We start from the raw sequence: 17,148 nt of genomic DNA, 5'->3' as shown, positions 1-17,148 counted from the left end.
GAAAGGCGCGTATTCGTCGCGGCCTTGCAAACATCAGGAATGCTATCGGGTTCGTCGCCGCGCGCGACGTCGGCCGCTTCGCGCCGCGCTACACGCGCATCAGCCCCGCGACGCCGTAACCGAGCACGACGAGTGCGGCGACCACATGGCTCGCCGCGAGCCACCCCGGCGATTTCACGAAGCGCCCGATTGCGCCGCCGCCGAACGCGAACACGAGTTGCCCGATGAGGCTGCCGACAAACACGCATGCGGCACCAGCAACCAGTGCCGATGCGCACCGGCGGCAGCCGTCGCATAGCCGTAGAACAGCAGGATGGTCAGCGGATTCGCGAGCGTGACGAAGAACATCGCCATGCACGGGCGATTACCCCGCGGCGGCGCTACGTCGCCATCGAGCGTGCGGCGCCGGTCGCGCAGCGCCTGCCACAGCATCCGCGCGCCCATCGCGAGCAGCACGAGCGCACCGACCCTGCGGAACAGCGACAGATGCGACGCCAACGTGCCCGCGAGCGTCGCGCCGATCGTGAACGCGACGACCGCATGACAGCCGTCGGCCGCGGCCACCCCGATCGCCGCGCGCACGCCGGTCGCCGTGCCGGCGCGCATGCCGTAGTTCGCGATCATCAGCGCGACGGGCCCGACCGACACGATCATCAGCCCGAACGGAAGTCGTTCATCGGTCGGCGGCGCCTTCAGCGGAAGGCCTCGATTCTATCGACCGACGGCGCGCCAGCGTGAGAGAAAACGCGTCAGGCGACGTCGACGCGTGCGGGCCCGTCCACCATCTCGCCGATCACGGCCGCGCGATCGAAACCGTCGGCGCGGAAGCAGGCGAGCACGTCGTCGACGGCCTCGGGCGCACACGCGACCAGCAGCCCGCCCGACGTCTGCGGATCGGTCAGCAGCGCCTGCGCGACGGGCGGCAGCCCGGCCGCGAGCCGCACGTCGGCGCCGTACGCGGCCCAGTTGCGGCCCGACGCACCGGTGAACACGCCGTCGGCCACGAACGTCTCGACGCCCGCCAGCCACGGCAGCGACGCATAGTGCAAGCGCGCGGTAAGTTGCGCACCGCGCGCCAGTTCGAGCGTATGGCCGAGCAGCCCGAAGCCCGTGACGTCGGTCAGCGCATGCACGCCCGGCAGCGTGGCAAGCTCGGCGCCCGGCCGGTTCAGCTTGGTGGTGGTCGCGACCATCTGCGCGTAACCGTCGGCATCGAGCTGGTTCTTCTTCAGCGCGGCCGACAGCACGCCAACGCCGAGCGGCTTGCCGAGCACGAGCACATCGCCCGCGCGCGCGGCCGCGTTGCGCTTCACGCGCGACGGATGCACGACGCCGATCGCCGCGAGCCCGTAGATCGGCTCGACCGAATCGATCGAATGGCCGCCCGCGACCGGAATGCCGGCCTCCGCGCACACCGATTCGCCGCCGCGCAGCACGGCCGCGATCGTCTCGTGCGGCAGCACGTTGATCGGCATGCCGACCAGCGCGAGCGCGAGGATCGGCTTGCCGCCCATCGCATAGACGTCGGACAGCGCGTTGGTGGCCGCGATGCGGCCGAAGTCGAACGGATCGTCGACGATCGGCATGAAGAAATCGGTGGTCGCGACGATCGCCTGCTCGTCGTTGAGCCGGTAGACGGCCGCGTCGTCGGAGGTCTCGGTGCCGACCAGCAGATCCGGGAACAGCGCGGGCGGCGTCGCGCGCTTGAGCAGCTCGGACAGCACGCCCGGCGCGATCTTGCAACCGCAGCCGCCTCCGTGCGACAGGCTCGTGAGGCGCGGAACGGCAGGCTGGGCTTGGGTGGCTTCGGTCATCGTCGGCATCCGGTGAATAACAACGTTCCATTATCGACAATTCCGCGCGAACGCGCCCGATACCCACATAATTGACGGCCCCACTTCCGCCCCTCCCGTCCGCCCTTCGTTCATGGATCACCTGTTCATCGGCCTCGTGCTGTGCTCCGCGCTGCTGCACGCCATCTGGAACGCGTTTCTCCACGTCAGCGAAGACCGGCTGGTCCAGCTCGGCACGATGTCGCTGCCGTATCTCGCGTTCGGCATCGTCGGCGCCGTGCTGCTGCCTGCGCCGGCGCCCGCTGCGTGGCCGTACGTCGCCGCGTCGGCCGCGCTCGAGGTCGCGTACTGCTTCACGCTGGCGCGCGCGTACCGCAACGGCGAATTCGGGCAGATCTACCCGATCGCGCGCGGGATCTCGCCGCTGCTCGTATCGGTGCTGGCGCTCGCGATGCTGCACGAGCGGCCGACGCCGTTCGGCTTCGCGGGCATCGCGCTCGTGTCGTTCGGGATCATGTCGCTCGCGCTGCGGCGCGGCTTCCGGTTTTCCGGGGAAGGCGTGCCGTATGCGCTGCTCACGGGCGTGTTCATCGCCGCGTATTCGATCTGCGACGGGATCGGCTCGCGCGTGTCCGGCAGCGCGCTCGGCTATATCGCATGGGTGTACCTGCTGTGGAGCGTGCCGCAGCTCGTGCTCGTCTGCGCGGTACGCGGCGGCCCGCGCGCGGTGCTCGGCTCGCGCCCCGCGCTCACGCAAGGCGCGATCGCCGGCACGATCTCGCTCGCCGCTTACGGGATCGTGATCCTCGCGTACCGGCACCTGCCGGTCGCGACCGTATCGGCGCTGCGCGAAACGAGCTCGATCTTCGCGGTCGCGATCGGCTGGTTCGTGATGCGCGAGCGGCCCGGCGCGCAGCGGCTTGCGGCGTGTGCGCTGGTGGTCGCGGGCGCGGCGTTGATCCGGTTGTAATGCCCGAACCGGGCGCCTGATCAGTGCCGGTGTTCACGACTGATTCGGTGCGGGGGCTTCCTCCGCACCGCTACGCTTTGCAACACTGCCCGCCGCTCTTGCCGTATCAGGAAGAGGCATGTTGGCGATTCCCGTTCGACGACGCGGAAGCAGGCTGGCCAGTAGCGCACGAAATTCCCTCGTCGTCGCGAAGCGTATCGAGCCTCGATCGGCCTTTGACGGCATCACGACGAGCCGATATTGCCGTGCTCGCACGTCAAGCCACCGCAACGGCCCCGCCGAACGCCCGCTCGTCGATCGCCTCGGCAAGCGTCGCGAACGCGGTCGCGATCTCGTCTTCCGGCACGCACGCATAGCCGAGCAGCAACCCCGAGGCAGCCCGCGAGCGGTCCGCGTAATACCCGGACAGTGGCCGCACGACGATGTTGCGCTCCAGCGCGGCCTGCGCGACCGCGCGATCGTCGACGCCCGCCGGCAATTGCGTGACGAGATGCAGCCCGGCGTCGCTGCCGAGCGCGTGCAGCGTATCGCCGTAGCGCCGCGCGACCGCCTCGAGCAGCACCTCGCGGCGTTGCCCGTACAGTGTGCGCATCTTGCGGATGTGCGACACGAAATGCCCTTCCGCGATGAATTCGGCGAGCACGGCCTGCTGCAGCAACTGCCCTTCGCGATACAGCTCGGCGCTCGCGGTCGCGAAACTCTCCGCGAGCGGCTCCGGCGCGACCAGATAGCCGACCCGCAGCCCCGGGAACAGCGTCTTGCCGAAACTGCCGACGTAGATCACCTGCCCGGCCGTGTCGAGACCCTGCAGCGACGCGAGCGGCCGGCTGCCGTAGCGGAATTCGCTGTCGTAATCGTCCTCGATGATCCAGCAGCCGTGCTGGCGCGCGTATTCGAGCAACATCCGCCGCCGCGCAAGGCTCATCACCATGCCGAGCGGATACTGGTGCGACGGCGTGACGAGCATCAGCTTCGGCGGCTCGGCCAGATCGGCGGCCGACGGCGCGATCCCTTCGTCGTCGACCGGAATCGGCCGCGTGGTCAACCCCGACACGTTCAGCACGCTGCGCACGCCCCAGTAGCACGGGTCCTCGGTCCAGATCGCGTCGCCCGGATCGGTCAGCAGCCGCACCGCGAGGTCGATCGACTGGTGGATGCCGGTCGTGATCACGATCTGCTCGGGCGTGCAGCGCACCGAGCGCGACGTGCGCAGGTAGTCGGCCAGCGCCTCGCGCAGCAGCGCGAGGCCGCCGCCGGGCGCGTAGGTCAGCAGGTCCGGGCGCAAGCGCCGCCAGTACTTGTTGTGCAGCCGCGTCCACACGCGCGCCGGAAAGCGCGACACATCGGGCACGCCCGGCATGAACGCGCCGCCCTGGCGCTTCGACACGCCGGCGCCTTCGACGAGCCGCGTACCGCGCGCGGACAGCCGCCGCACGGACGGCGTCACGACGGCCGGGCCTGCGCCCGCGTCGGGCGGCGCGCCGACGATCTCGTCCGGCGCGCTGTCGGCGACGAACGTGCCGCGCCCCGTCGCCGAGTTCACATAGCCTTCGAGCGCAAGCTGTTCGTAAACCTGCGTGACCGTGTTGCGCGCGATCCCGAGCTCGGCGGCCAGCAGCCGCGACGACGGCACGCGCGTGCCGGCCGGCAGTTCGCGCGACAGGATCGCCTGTTGCAGCAGCCGGTGAAGCTGCCGGTAGATCGGCTGTTCGCCGCCGCGCACGAGGCGCTGCGCCAGCCAGTCCGACAACACGCTCGCGCGCATGATTGGCTCCTGAATATTTATTGAAATGGCTCTGATTGCCAGAGCCAAATGTGATTATAGTCGCCTCCATGGGCTGCCAAGGCGCCCGATTCCCTACCCACCGGACAGAACATCAAGGAGATGACCGTGAAGAATGCCGACCTGCAGGCCCGCAAGAACGCCGCCACCCCGCGCGGCGTCGGCGTGATGTGCGATTTCTACGCCGCCCGCGCCGAGAACGCGGAGCTGTGGGATGTCGAAGGCCGCCGCTTCATCGATTTCGCCGCCGGCATCGCGGTGCTGAACACGGGCCACCGTCACCCGAAGATCGTCAAGGCGATCGCCGATCAGCTGAACAACTTCACGCACACCGCTTACCAGATCGTCCCGTACGCGTCGTACGTCGAACTGGCGGAAAAGATCAACGAGCGCGCGCCGGGCGACTTCCCGAAGAAGACGGCGTTCTTCACGACCGGCGCCGAAGCCGTCGAGAACGCGATCAAGATCGCGCGCGCGGCAACCGGCCGTCCGGGCGTCATCGCGTTCGCGGGCGGCTTCCACGGCCGCACGATGATGGGCATGGCGCTGACCGGCAAGGTCGCGCCGTACAAGCTGAACTTCGGCCCGTTCCCGGGCGACGTGTTCCACGCGCCGTACCCGAACGCCGTGCACGGCGTGACGACCGCCGACTCGATCAAGGCGATCGAGATGCTGTTCAAGGCCGACATCGATCCGAAGCGCGTCGCCGCGATCATCTTCGAACCGGTCCAGGGCGAAGGCGGCTTCAACCCGGCGCCGGCCGAATTCGTGCGCGCGCTGCGCAAGATCTGTAACGAACACGGCATCCTGCTGATCGCCGACGAAGTGCAGACGGGCTTCGCGCGCACCGGCAAGCTGTTCGCGATGCAGCACTACGACGTGCTGGCCGACCTGATCACGATGGCGAAGAGCCTCGCAGGCGGCATGCCGCTGTCGGGCGTCGTCGGCCGGGCGGACGTGATGGACGCGGCCGCCCCCGGCGGCCTCGGCGGCACCTACGCGGGCAACCCGCTGGCGGTCGCCTCCGCGCACGCGGTGCTCGAGATCATCGACGAAGAGAAGCTGTGCGAGCGCGCGACGCAACTCGGCGACGTGCTGAAGGCGAAGCTGAACGCGCTGCAGGCCGACGTGCCGCAGATCGCCGACGTGCGTGGCCCGGGCGCGATGATCGCGGTCGAATTCCTGAAGCCGGGTTCGGGCGAGCCGGATGCCGAATTCACGAAGCGCGTGCAGACGCGTGCGCTCGAGCGCGGCCTGCTGCTGCTCGTGTGCGGCGTGTACTCGAACGTCGTGCGCTTCCTGTTCCCGCTGACGATCCCGCAAGCCGTGTTCGACGAAGCGCTGGTGATCCTCGAGGAAGTGCTGAAGGAAACGGTCGGCGTGCCGGCCTGAGTGCCCGTCCACTTCAACTGAATGCGCCGCCGCCGTCGTGAAGACGGCGGCGGCCGTTTTCATCCGTCCTTTTTCGAAGCAGGTGATGCATATGAGCACGGTTCAGGAAACCCTGGCACTGAAAGATCCGTCGCTGTTCCGCCAGCAGGCGTACGTCAACGGCGAATGGCAAGGCGCGACGAACGGCGAGACGTTCGAGGTCCGCAACCCGGCCACCGGCGGCCTGCTCGGCACCGTGCCGGCGATGGGCACGACGGAAACGCGTCACGCGATCGACGCCGCGAACGCCGCATGGCCGGCGTGGCGCAAGAAGACCGCGAAGGAGCGTGCGGTCATCCTGCGCAAGTGGCATGACCTGATGATGGACAACGCCGACGACCTCGCGCTGATCCTCACGACCGAGCAGGGCAAGTCGCTCGCCGAAGCGAAGGGCGAAATCGGCTACGCGGCGTCGTTCCTCGAATGGTTTGCGGAAGAAGGCAAGCGCGTATACGGCGACACGATCCCGACGCCGGCGAGCGACAAGCGCATCGTCGTGACGAAGGAAGCGATCGGCGTATGCGCGGCGATCACGCCATGGAACTTCCCGGCGGCGATGATCACGCGCAAGGTCGGCCCGGCACTCGCGGCAGGCTGCCCGATCGTCGTGAAGCCGGCGGAAGCGACGCCGTTCTCCGCGCTCGCGATGGCGGTGCTGGCCGAGCGCGCGGGCGTGCCGGCCGGCGTGTTCAGCGTCGTCACGGGCGACCCGAAGGCGATCGGCGGCGAGCTGACGTCGAACCCGATCGTGCGCAAGCTGTCGTTCACGGGCTCGACGCCGGTCGGCCGCCTGCTGATGGCGCAGTGCGCGGCGACGGTCAAGAAGGTATCGCTGGAGCTCGGCGGCAACGCGCCGTTCATCGTGTTCGACGACGCCGATCTCGATGCGGCCGTGCAGGGTGCGATCGCGTCGAAGTACCGCAACAGCGGCCAGACGTGCGTGTGCACGAACCGCTTCTACGTGCACGAAGCGGTGTACGACCAGTTCGCGCAGAAGCTCGCGGCGGCCGTCGGCCAGTTGAAGGTCGGCCGCGGCACGGAGCCGGGCGTCACGCAGGGCCCGCTGATCAACGAAGCGGCCGTGCTGAAGGTCGAGGCGCACATCGAGGACGCGCTCGCGAAGGGCGCGACCGTCGTGACGGGCGGCAAGCGCCACGCGCTCGGCCACGGCTTCTTCGAGCCGACCGTGCTGACGGGCGTCACGCCGGCGATGAAGGTCGCGAAGGAAGAGACGTTCGGGCCGCTCGCGCCGCTGTTCAAGTTCGGCAGCGACGACGAGGTGATCCGCCTCGCAAACGACACCGAGTTCGGCCTCGCCGCGTACTTCTACAGCCGCGACATCGGCCGCGTGTGGAAGGTGGCCGAAGCGCTCGAATACGGGATGGTCGGCGTGAACACGGGCCTGATCTCGAACGAAGTCGCGCCGTTCGGCGGCGTCAAGCAGTCGGGCCTCGGCCGCGAAGGCTCGCACTACGGCATCGACGACTACGTCGTGATCAAGTACCTCTGCCTGGCCGTCTGACGGTTCGGGCCTGCCGCTTCCCGGCGACAGGCCCTCGCCGCCCGGCCGGAACCGGGCGGCCCGACGCGGGCCGGCGCCTCTCCGTCGCGCCCGCGTCACTTTCCCTTCCCGCGATCAGCGGAACACGTTCACCGCCTCCACCAGCCGCGTCGCCTGCTGTTTCAGGCTCTCCGATGCCGCCGTGCTCTGCTCGACGAGCGCCGCGTTCTGCTGCGTGATGTTGTCCAGATGCACGACCGCCTGGTCGACCTGCGCGACGCCCGTGCTCTGTTCGGCCGTCGACGAGCTGATCTCCGCGATGAGATCCGACACGCGCTTAACCTGCGTGACGATGTCCTCCATCGTCTTGCCCGCGCCATCGACGATCCGCGCACCCGACTCGACCCGCTCGACGCTCGCGCCGATCAGCGTCTTGATCTCCTTCGCCGCGTTCGCGCTGCGCTGCGCGAGTGCGCGCACTTCGCCGGCCACCACCGCGAAACCGCGCCCCTGATCGCCCGCGCGCGCCGCCTCGACCGCCGCATTCAACGCGAGGATGTTGGTCTGGAATGCGATGCCGTCGATCACGCCGATGATGTCGGCGATCTTGCGCGAGCTGGCGGTGATGTCGTTCATCGTCGCGACGACTTCGTTCACCGCCTGCCCGCCGCGCCCGGCCGCCTCGCTCGCGGACACCGACAACTGATTCGCCTGCAGGGCCGTCTCCGCATTGCTCGACACGGTCGCCGTCATCTCGGCCATCGATGCGGCCGTCTGCTGCACGCTCGTCGACGCCTGCTCGGTGCGCGCGCTCAGGTCGTTGTTGCCCTGCGCGATCTCGTTGCTTGCGCGCTGCACGTTCAGCACCTGTTCGCTGACGTCGTCGACGAGCCAGCGGAACATCAGCCCGAGCTGGTTGATCGTGCGCAGCGTCATGCCGATCTCGTCGACGCGGTTCATCCGCACGCCGCTGCGGCTCTCGCCGGTCGCCACGCGCAACGCCTCGTCGCGCAGCTGCCGGAGCGGCCGCACGATCTGCGCGTCGAGCCACAGCCCGGCCGCCGCCGTCACGCCGACCGCCGCACCGGCAAACGCCGCGAGCCCGCCGCCGGTCAACCCGGCCGCCCAGCCGGCGCCGATGACGGCCGGCGCCAGCACGCACAGCGTCGACACCAGCCGCGCCCGCACCGACATCGTCTGGAACAGCGACGCGACGCGCAGCGCGCCCGTGCGCACGATCAATCCCTTGTGGAACCGGCGGCTGCCGGCCTTGCCTTCGCGGAAATCGCGATACAGCGCCTCGGCGGCCGCGATCTCGTCGCGCGTCGCCTTCGTGCGCACCGACATATAGCCCTTCGGCTGCCCGTTGCGCATCACCGGAATCGCGTTCGCGCGCACCCAGTAGTGATCGCCGTTCTTGCGGCGGTTCTTCACGAGCGCGGTCCACGGCTCGCCGCCCTTGAGCGTCGCCCACATGTCGGCGAACGCCTCCTTCGGCATGTCCGGATGCCGCACCACGTTGTGCGGCTGGCCTTCGATCTCCTCGGGAGAAAAGCCGCTGACCTGGATGAATGCCGCGTTCGCGTAAGTGATATAGCTGTCGGCATCGGTCGTCGACATCAGCGTCGCATCATCGGCAAATTCGAATTCGCGTTGCGTGACGGGCTGGTTGTTGCGCATGGTGTGGAGCTCCGGGTGGCGGATCTTGCGTCCGCTCGTCGATTGATTCGAGACCCCCGCGCATGGCGATCGATTCGCATGCATGTGAGTCAGGCTCCTGCACTTTCGGCAAATTCGGCGAAAACATTATGCCGCATTCGGGTAAATATTCATTAAAGATGCATCAACTTGTTTTTGCCGAATAACTTGTTCATGGATAAAACGAAACGCCTTGTCTGGCAACGGTTTGGCGGCTATTCGTCTGATCATTGAGCGTCATGATTTCGGCGCGATTTAATGCGCAAACACGCAATCGGAAATACGAATATCTCCCATTCCAGGTCATTCGATTTAACCCGCAAACCTGAATGGGCGCTGTGCGCGACATCCGGCGTTCATCGATCACCCGCACGTCGCGCCCCCTTTCGCGCCATCACCTGAACACGTTCACCGCATCCACGAGCCGCGTCGCCTGCTGTTTCAGGCTCTCCGATGCCGCCGTGCTCTGCTCGACCAGCGCCGCGTTCTGCTGCGTAATGTTGTCCAGATGCACGACCGCCTGGTCGACCTGCGCGACGCCCGTACTTTGCTCGGCCGTCGACGAGCTGATCTCCGCGATGAGATCCGATACGCGCTTCACCTGCGTGACGATGTCTTCCATCGTCTTCCCCGCCCCATCGACGATCCGCGCGCCCGACTCGACCCGCTCGACACTCGCGCCGATCAACGTCTTGATCTCCTTCGCCGCGTTCGCGCTGCGCTGTGCGAGCGCCCGCACTTCGCCGGCGACCACCGCGAAACCGCGCCCCTGCTCGCCAGCACGCGCGGCCTCGACCGCCGCGTTCAGCGCGAGGATGTTGGTCTGGAACGCGATGCCGTCGATCACGCCGATGATGTCCGCGATCTTGCGCGAACTGGCGGTGATCTCGCTCATCGTCGTGACGACCTCGCTCACCGCCTGCCCGCCGCGCTCGGCCGCATCGCTCGCGGACACCGACAACTGATTCGCCTGCAGCGCGGTCTCGGCATTGCTGGACACGGTCGCCGTCATCTCGGCCATCGACGCGGCGGTCTGCTGCACGCTTGACGCGGCCTGTTCGGTGCGCGCGCTCAGGTCGCCGTTGCCCTGCGCGATCTCGTTGCTCGCGCGCTGCACGTTGTGCACCTGCTCGCTGACGTCGTCAACGAGCCAGCGGAACATCAGTCCGAGCTGGTTGATCGTGCGCAGCGTCATGCCGATCTCGTCGACGCGGTTCATCCGCACGCCGCGTCGGCTCTCGCCGGTCGCGACGTTCAGCGCCTGCTCTTGCAGCCGCTTCAGCGGTTGCACGATCTGCGCGTCGAGCCACCAGCCGGCGGCCGCCGCCGCGCCCACCGTCACGCCGGCAAACGCCGCGAGGCCGCCGCCGGTGAGCCCGCAGGCCCACCCCGCGCCGATGACGCCCGGCGCCAGCACGCACAGCGCCGAATGAACGCGCGCGCGCACCGACATCGTCTGCGACAGCGATGCGATCCGCAGCAGCCCGGTGCGGATGACGAGGCCCTTGTGGAACCGGCGCTGGCCAGCCTTGCCTTCGCGGAACGCGCGATACAGCGCGTCCGCAGCCCGGGTCTCGTCGTGCGGCGCCTTCGTGCGCACCGACATGTAGCCTTGCGGCGCGCCGTTGCGCACCACCGGAATCGCGTTCGCGCGCACCCAGTAGTGATCGCCATTCTTGCGGCGGTTCTTCACGAGCGCGGTCCAAGGCTCGCCGCGCCGCAGCGTCGCCCACATGTCGGCGAACGCCTCCTTCGGCATGTCCGGGTGACGCACCACGTTGTGCGGCTGGCCGACGAGTTCCTCGTTCGAGAACCCGCTCACCTGCGCGAACGTCGTGTTCGCGTAGGTGATGACACTGTCGGCATCGGTCGTCGACATCAGCGTGACGTCGTCGGGAAAATCGAATTCCTGTTGGGTAACGGGCTGGTTGTTGCGCATGCAAGGCTCCGAAAGGCGGATCTGTCGTCCGCGCCGCGCTGAAATCGCGCTCAGTAGCCGAAAAACGGTTGCTCGCTTTACGACACTCTCGTCCTTACTGTCGGCAATTCGCTGGAAAACCTTAATTCCGTTGCGCATAAAACAGGCAATTCCGCTATTGCCATGATTTCGATCAAATAATCCGGCGATAATCACCGCGCGCGTTTATCTGGCTGTCACGAAGCGCCGCGCGGCATTGACAATGCCCGCAGCCGTTGCGTGCGGCGAAACGATTCGCTTATCCTGCCCCATTCGACCTGAATTCGAATCCGATGAAAAAGGCATTGCATGAACTGAATCGGCTGTCCTGGAATACGGCGACGGTCGCGCATAACAGCCATAAAGGCGATCAGGCTGCATTTTTCCGCAATGGCGGCTCGACGCTGTTTCCGGAAGAACGCGAACTGCTCGGCGATCTCACCGGTTTGCGGCTCTTGCACCTGCAATGCAACGCGGGACAGGACACGCTGAGCCTCGTGCGCGACGGCGCGGATGCAACCGGCGTCGACATCTCCGACGAGGCGATCGACTTCGCGCGGCAACTGTCGGCCGACGCGGACCTGCCCGCGCGCTTCGAGCGCGCCGACATACTCGACTGGATGCCCGCAGCGGCCGCGCGCGGCGAGCGCTTCGATCGCGTGTTCACGTCGTACGGCGCGATCTGCTGGCTGTCGGACCTGAGCGCATGGGCGCGCGGGATCGCCTCGTTGCTCGCGCCGGGTGGCCGCTTCGCGATGGTCGAGTTCCATCCGTTCTCACTGTATTTCGACGAACAGTGGCAGCCGCGCTACGACTACTTCAACGGCGACGCGACCGAGGAACCCACAGGCGTCGGCGATTACGTCGCGGCGTCCGGCACGGGGCTCGGCGAGCAGCACGATCATCCGGGCATCGTCGGTTTCGCGAACCCGCATCCGAGCTACGAGTTCATGTGGGGCATCGGCGACGTCGTGAATGCGCTGATATCGGCCGGGCTCGCGATCGACCGCCTGAACGAATATCCGTACTCGAACGGCTGGAAGGGCTTCGACGGCATGCGTGAGCTGGCGGGCCGCCGGATGGTGCCGCCCGAAGGCATGCCGCGCCTGCCGTTGATGTACGCAATCGCCGCGCACCGGAGGGCCGCATGACCCGCCGCACCGCCGCCGAGCGCGACGCGCTGTCGGCCCGCCTGCTGGCCCGCGACGACGTGCCGCTCGTGTGGACCATCGACCGGCGAGAAATCATCGAACACCTGTACGTATTGCGCGACGGCGCGCTGCATCTCGTGCCCGAGTTCTACGACGTGGCTGGCTGGCCCGACGGCGAAGCCGACCACTACACGCCGATCCTGCTCGACTGCCACGACCGCGGCGGCTGGTTTCTCGGCCGGTTCAACGGCGCGCGGCTCGTCGCGGCAGCGATCATCGACAGCCGGCCGCTCGGCCCGCGGGGCGACATGCTGCAGTTGAAGTTCCTGCATGTAAGCCACGACTGGCGCGGTTGCAGGCTCGGCGAACAGCTCTACCGCGCGGCGCAGGTGCAGGCACGCGCGATGGGGGCCGAGCGCCTGTATGTGTCGGCGACGCCGTCGCAGCGCACGATCGACTTCTACCTGCGGCTCGGCTTCACGGTCAGCACGGCGCCCGATCCCGAGCTTTACGCGCTCGAGCCCGAGGATATTCACCTCGAAGGGCCGACCGCGTGACGGCCCGGCACGTGGATGAAGCGTAGAATTTTCCGCCCTGCCCCAGCCGTCATCCGCTGCCATCAGCCGTCACGGAGCGCGACATTGAACAACGACCCGCCACCGCCCGCCACGCCGAAGATCCTCGTCAGCATGTGCGTGGTCGGCCATCCGGTCCGTTACAACGGCTCGGCGAAGACCGCCGCGCACGAGGCGCTCGAACGGTGGCAGCGCGAGGGGCGTCTCGTGGCCGTCTGCCCGGAGCTGGCGGGCGGCTTGAGCGTGCCGCGCCCGCCTGCCGAGATCGCCGGCGGCGCATCGGGGCAGCAAGTGCTGTCGGGGCACGCACGCATCGTCGACGTGAACGGCGCCGACGTGACGGCGCCATTCGTTGCCGGCGCGCAAACCGCGCTGGCCCTCGCGCAGGCACACGATTGCCGCTTCGCGATCCTCGCCGACGGCAGCCCGTCGTGCGGCAGCACGTTCATTTACGACGGAAGTTTCGCGAGCCGGCGGCAGGCGGGCGCCGGCGTCACGGCGGCGCTGCTGCGCGAGCATGGCATCGAGGTGTTCGCGGACACCGAGATCGACGCGCTCGACGCGCGCCTCAGGCAATTGTCGCAGGCCGGTTAACGACGATGGGCGGCACGAGACACCTCGTGCCGCCCATCGTGGCGGATACAGCACAGCGGTGAAGCGGCGCATATCCGGCCGCTTCACCGCATCGCGCCGGTCACACGCGTTCGATCGCGATCGCGATGCCCTGACCGACGCCGATGCACATCGTGCACAGCGCGAAGCGACCGTTCGTGCGATGCAGCTGGTACATCGCGGTCGTCACGAGGCGCGCACCCGATGCGCCGAGCGGGTGGCCAAGCGCGATCGCGCCGCCGTTCGGGTTCACGCGGGGATCGTCATCGGCCACGCCGAGCATGCGCAGCACGGCGAGACCTTGCGACGCGAACGCCTCGTTCAGTTCGATCACGTCGAACTGGTCGATCGTCATGCCGAGCCGCGCGAGCAGCTTCTGCGTGGCCGGCGCCGGGCCGATGCCCATCACGCGCGGCGCGACGCCGGCCGTCGCGATTCCCAGCACGCGGGCGCGCGGCGTCAGGCCGAAGCGCTTCGCGGTGGCCTCGTTCGCCAGCAGCAGCGCGGCGGCGCCGTCGTTCACGCCCGACGCGTTGCCGGCCGTGACCGAGCCGTCCGGGCGCACGACGCCCTTCAGTTTCGCGAGCGCTTCGAGCGACGTTTCGCGCGGATGCTCGTCGCGCGACACGACCACCGGGTCGCCCTTCTTCTGCGCAATCGTGACCGACACGATTTCTTCGGCCAGCGTACCGTCCTGCTGTGCCCGCGCGGCTTTCTGCTGGCTGCGCAGCGCGAACAGGTCCTGATCCGCGCGGCTGATGTTGTAATCGACCGCGACGTTCTCGGCGGTTTCCGGCATCGAATCGACGCCGTGCAGCTGTTTCATCAACGGATTGACGAAGCGCCAGCCGATCGTCGTGTCGTAGATGTCGGCCTGGCGCGCGAACGCGCTCGCGGCCTTGCCCATCACGAACGGCGCGCGCGTCATGCTCTCGACGCCGCCCGCGACCATCAGCGCAGCTTCGCCCGACTTGATCGCGCGCGCGGCCACGCCGACCGCATCCATGCCGGAACCGCACAGGCGGTTGATCGTCGAACCCGGCACGCCCTCCGGCAAGCCCGCGAGCAGCGCCGACATGCGCGCGACGTTGCGGTTGTCCTCGCCGGCCTGGTTCGCGCAGCCGTAGATCACGTCGTCGATCGCCGTCCAGTCGACGTCGCGATTGCGCTCGACGAGCGCCTTGAGCGGCACCGCGCCCAGATCGTCGGCGCGCACGCCGGACAGTGCACCGCCGTAACGCCCGATCGGCGTACGGATCGCATCACACAGAAAAGCTTCGGTCATCAGTGTCTCCGGTCCCGTGAAAGGCGGGGAAATGAATAGGGCGCGCCCCTTGCATTGCCCGCCGGGATGCGCTCGGATGTTCTACATACGAACATAAGATCGTGTATCGAACGTTCAACGCATCATAGGGAGTGCGGGGACGACCTGTCAAGGGCACGGCCCGCCGGGAGGTTGGCGTGTCGGGCCCCATGCGCTATCTTCTCGGCTGCACGACATTCCAGGCGCTCATGACAACCGACGATATTCAGACGAAACCCGGCGACTCCTATGTACAGTCGTTCGCGCGCGGCCTCGCGGTGATCCGCGCGTTCGACGCGGCGCGCCCGGAGCAGACGCTCACCGAGGTGGCATCGGCCACCGGCCTCACGCGCGCGGGGGCCCGCCGGATTTTGCTCACGCTGCAGACGCTCGGCTACGTCGAGGCCGACGGCCGGCTGTTCCGGCTCACGCCGAAGATCCTCGAGCTCGGCTTCGCGTATCTCACCTCGATGCCGTTCTGGAATCTCGCCGATCCGGTGATGGAGCAACTGTCCGCGCAGATCCACGAAAGTTGCTCGGCCGCGGTGCTCGACCGCACCGAGATCGTCTACGTGCTGCGCGTGCCGACCCGCAAGATCATGACGATCAACCTGTCGATCGGCAGCCGGCTGCCCGCGTACTGCACGTCGATGGGCCGTGTGCTGCTGTCCGCGCTCGACGATGCGGCGCTCGATGAAACGCTCGCGCAGAGCACCATCCGCGCGCATACGCCGCGCACGATCACCGACATTGGCGAACTGAAGGCGGCGATCGCGCAGGTGCGTCAACAAGGCTGGGCCGTGGTCGATCAGGAACTCGAAGTGGGGCTGATGTCGCTATCCGCGCCGATCCGCAACCGGCGCGGGCAGGTCATCGCCGCGATGAACATCAGCGGCAACGCGCAGCGGCATACCGCGAAGCAGATGGTGAAGGAGTTTCTCGGGCCGCTGCAGCAGGCCGCGCAGACGGTATCGGAGCTGGTGGCGCGGCGCGGTTGAGCGCCGGGCGAGATCGTCATATCGGTGACGCGACAAAGCGCCAATAAAAAAGACGGGCGGCACAAGGCCGCCCGCTCAAACTCTGATCTCTGCAACGTTCTTCTCACGGAACACGGAGCGCACTCCGCGTCGCACAATTTAGTGATGCGCTCCAACACGGTCAATCTGACGAGAACGAAATTGCATCGCGTCGGCGGGACACCGCCCCACTCACGCGCCCAGCAGCATCCCCTTTCGCACCGGCACCGTGCCCGTCACGCGGCCGAGCGGCGCGCCGGCCGTCACGAAACGGATCGCGCGGCGCATGTAGAACACGCCATCGGTCGCGCTCGAGATCGTCGTGATCGCGTCCGTCAGCGGATCGACGATGTCGAACAGCGGATCGCCCGCACGGATCGTCGCGCCGATCGCCGCGCGGTGCACGAGGATTCCGCTCACCGGCGCATAAAACTGCTCGCTGCCCGCGAGCGGCGTGGCCGGCGCGGCCAGCGGCGGTAGTGGCGCACGTTCGCCGCGCACCGCGCCGCACCACACCAGATAGTCGACGAGCGCGTTGGCGTCGCGTTGCGCGTACTCGTACGTCACGTCGCGCTGGCCGCGGCACTCGACCGTCACGGCCACGGTGCCGGCCGCCATCGGCGTGCCGTCCGGCAAATGTGCGCGCAACCGCGACCACAGCAGGTGATGCGCATCGTCGAACGCATGGCCGCCCGAATCCTCGGCGAGCAGCGACACCTCGGCGCCGAGATACCGCGCGAGCGGCTCGACGTCCGGCCACGCGGTATCGCTCGTGTAGACGTGTATCACCGCTTCGAGCGAGCAATGCAGGTCGATCACCACATCGGCGTCGTGCGACAACTTCAGCAGCGCCAGTTGCAGCGCATCGAACTCGGTGCGCGGCGCGATTTCATCGAGCGCCGCGCCGACGCATTCGCGCACGATCGCGCGATTGCGTGTGCCGTCGTCGCCGAGCCGGTCGCGCGCACGCGCGGCGATCTCCGCGAGCGGCAGGAAGCCGCGATTGAAGTTGTGGCCGCTCGCAAGATCGAACCGGCCGATGAACTGCCCGAGCAGATGATGATTGAGGCCGATCGGGTTCGACACCGGCACGAGCACGATTTCGGCCGCGAGCCGGCCTTCGGCGTCGAGCTGCGCGAGGCGCTGCTTGAGCACGAACGCCGCGAGCATCGCGGGCGTCTCGTCCGCGTGCAGCGCGGCCTGCAGGTAGATCTTGCGGCCGCTGCCGGCCGGCCCGAAATGAAAGCTCGTCAGCGTGCGCTGCGTGCCGATCGACGGCGACAGGAGCGGCGTGGTGCGAATCTGCATCGATGGTCTCGAATGGATGAAAGCGGGGAATCGGGTGAACGGACCGGCAC

General features: G+C 67.8%; 13 protein-coding genes and 1 pseudogene. 7 read left to right on the top strand and 7 right to left on the bottom strand.

The window, feature by feature from the left end; all coding sequences use genetic code 11:
* Positions 1–88: 88 nt before the first annotated feature.
* Positions 89–677, bottom strand: a pseudogene (locus BLS50_RS26605) (LysE family translocator).
* Between the two features lie 72 nt (positions 678–749).
* Complete coding sequence (gene selD / locus BLS50_RS26600; protein WP_080486942.1) at positions 750–1,814, bottom strand: selenide, water dikinase SelD; 1,065 nt, start codon at positions 1,812–1,814, stop codon at positions 750–752.
* Between the two features lie 112 nt (positions 1,815–1,926).
* Between selD and BLS50_RS26595 the strand changes: the two genes are divergently transcribed.
* Positions 1,927–2,763 carry a DMT family transporter gene (locus BLS50_RS26595; RefSeq protein WP_074805341.1) on the top strand — a complete coding sequence of 279 codons (837 nt, stop codon included), beginning with the start codon at positions 1,927–1,929 and terminating at the stop codon, positions 2,761–2,763.
* 256 nt (positions 2,764–3,019) lie between these two features.
* Here the strand turns inward: BLS50_RS26595 and pdxR are convergent, their stop codons facing one another.
* A complete protein-coding gene (gene pdxR / locus BLS50_RS26590; RefSeq protein WP_074805338.1) occupies positions 3,020–4,528 on the bottom strand; it encodes a MocR-like pyridoxine biosynthesis transcription factor PdxR in 1,509 nt (502 codons plus the stop codon).
* 126 nt (positions 4,529–4,654) lie between these two features.
* On the opposite strand from pdxR, the gene BLS50_RS26585 reads away from it, so the two are divergent.
* Together BLS50_RS26585 and gabD are read left to right on the top strand one after the other, a co-directional pair.
* Positions 4,655–5,938, top strand: a complete 1,284-nt coding sequence (locus BLS50_RS26585) for a 4-aminobutyrate--2-oxoglutarate transaminase (RefSeq protein WP_074806738.1) — start codon at positions 4,655–4,657, stop codon at positions 5,936–5,938.
* Positions 5,939–6,029: 91 nt separating this feature from the next.
* Complete coding sequence (gene gabD / locus BLS50_RS26580) at positions 6,030–7,499, top strand: NADP-dependent succinate-semialdehyde dehydrogenase (protein WP_074806741.1); 1,470 nt, start codon at positions 6,030–6,032, stop codon at positions 7,497–7,499.
* A 114-nt stretch (positions 7,500–7,613) separates the two neighbouring features.
* Here the strand turns inward: gabD and BLS50_RS26575 are convergent, their stop codons facing one another.
* Both BLS50_RS26575 and BLS50_RS26570 read right to left on the bottom strand, forming a co-directional pair.
* Positions 7,614–9,158 (bottom strand): methyl-accepting chemotaxis protein, encoded by a 1,545-nt coding sequence (locus BLS50_RS26575; protein WP_074805335.1) that lies wholly within the window; start codon positions 9,156–9,158, stop codon positions 7,614–7,616.
* Positions 9,159–9,570: 412 nt separating this feature from the next.
* Positions 9,571–11,115 carry a methyl-accepting chemotaxis protein gene (locus tag BLS50_RS26570; protein WP_074805332.1) on the bottom strand — a complete coding sequence of 515 codons (1,545 nt, stop codon included), beginning with the start codon at positions 11,113–11,115 and terminating at the stop codon, positions 9,571–9,573.
* Between the two features lie 311 nt (positions 11,116–11,426).
* On the opposite strand from BLS50_RS26570, the gene BLS50_RS26565 reads away from it, so the two are divergent.
* The 3 genes from BLS50_RS26565 (at position 11,427) to BLS50_RS26555 (ending at position 13,453) form a co-directional block, all read left to right on the top strand.
* Positions 11,427–12,284: a class I SAM-dependent methyltransferase gene (locus tag BLS50_RS26565; RefSeq protein WP_074805329.1), complete on the top strand. Its 858-nt coding sequence runs from the start codon at positions 11,427–11,429 to the stop codon at positions 12,282–12,284.
* Positions 12,281–12,841, top strand: coding sequence for a GNAT family N-acetyltransferase (locus BLS50_RS26560; RefSeq protein WP_074805326.1), 561 nt, complete (start codon positions 12,281–12,283; stop codon positions 12,839–12,841). Before BLS50_RS26565 ends, BLS50_RS26560 begins: the two co-directional genes overlap by 4 nt.
* A 132-nt stretch (positions 12,842–12,973) precedes the next feature.
* The gene (locus BLS50_RS26555) at positions 12,974–13,453 is read left to right on the top strand and encodes a 2-thiouracil desulfurase family protein (RefSeq protein WP_050780522.1); all 480 of its coding nucleotides are present in this window, start codon (positions 12,974–12,976) and stop codon (positions 13,451–13,453) included.
* Positions 13,454–13,553: 100 nt separating this feature from the next.
* On the opposite strand, the gene pcaF is transcribed toward BLS50_RS26555, so the two are convergent.
* Positions 13,554–14,756: a 3-oxoadipyl-CoA thiolase gene (gene pcaF, locus BLS50_RS26550; protein WP_006480432.1), complete on the bottom strand. Its 1,203-nt coding sequence runs from the start codon at positions 14,754–14,756 to the stop codon at positions 13,554–13,556.
* 227 nt (positions 14,757–14,983) lie between these two features.
* On the opposite strand from pcaF, the gene BLS50_RS26545 reads away from it, so the two are divergent.
* The gene (locus BLS50_RS26545) at positions 14,984–15,772 is read left to right on the top strand and encodes an IclR family transcriptional regulator (protein WP_074805320.1); all 789 of its coding nucleotides are present in this window, start codon (positions 14,984–14,986) and stop codon (positions 15,770–15,772) included.
* Positions 15,773–15,982: 210 nt separating this feature from the next.
* Here BLS50_RS26545 and BLS50_RS26540 read toward each other — a convergent pair whose 3' ends face one another.
* Positions 15,983–17,098 carry a succinylglutamate desuccinylase/aspartoacylase family protein gene (locus BLS50_RS26540; RefSeq protein WP_074805317.1) on the bottom strand — a complete coding sequence of 372 codons (1,116 nt, stop codon included), beginning with the start codon at positions 17,096–17,098 and terminating at the stop codon, positions 15,983–15,985.
* Positions 17,099–17,148: the final 50 nt, after the last annotated feature.

Source organism: Burkholderia orbicola (assembly GCF_900100915.1).
GTDB lineage: Bacteria > Pseudomonadota > Gammaproteobacteria > Burkholderiales > Burkholderiaceae > Burkholderia > Burkholderia orbicola.
Note: the sequence above shows the minus strand (reverse complement) of the source record. Positions and strands in the feature narration are given on the sequence as shown.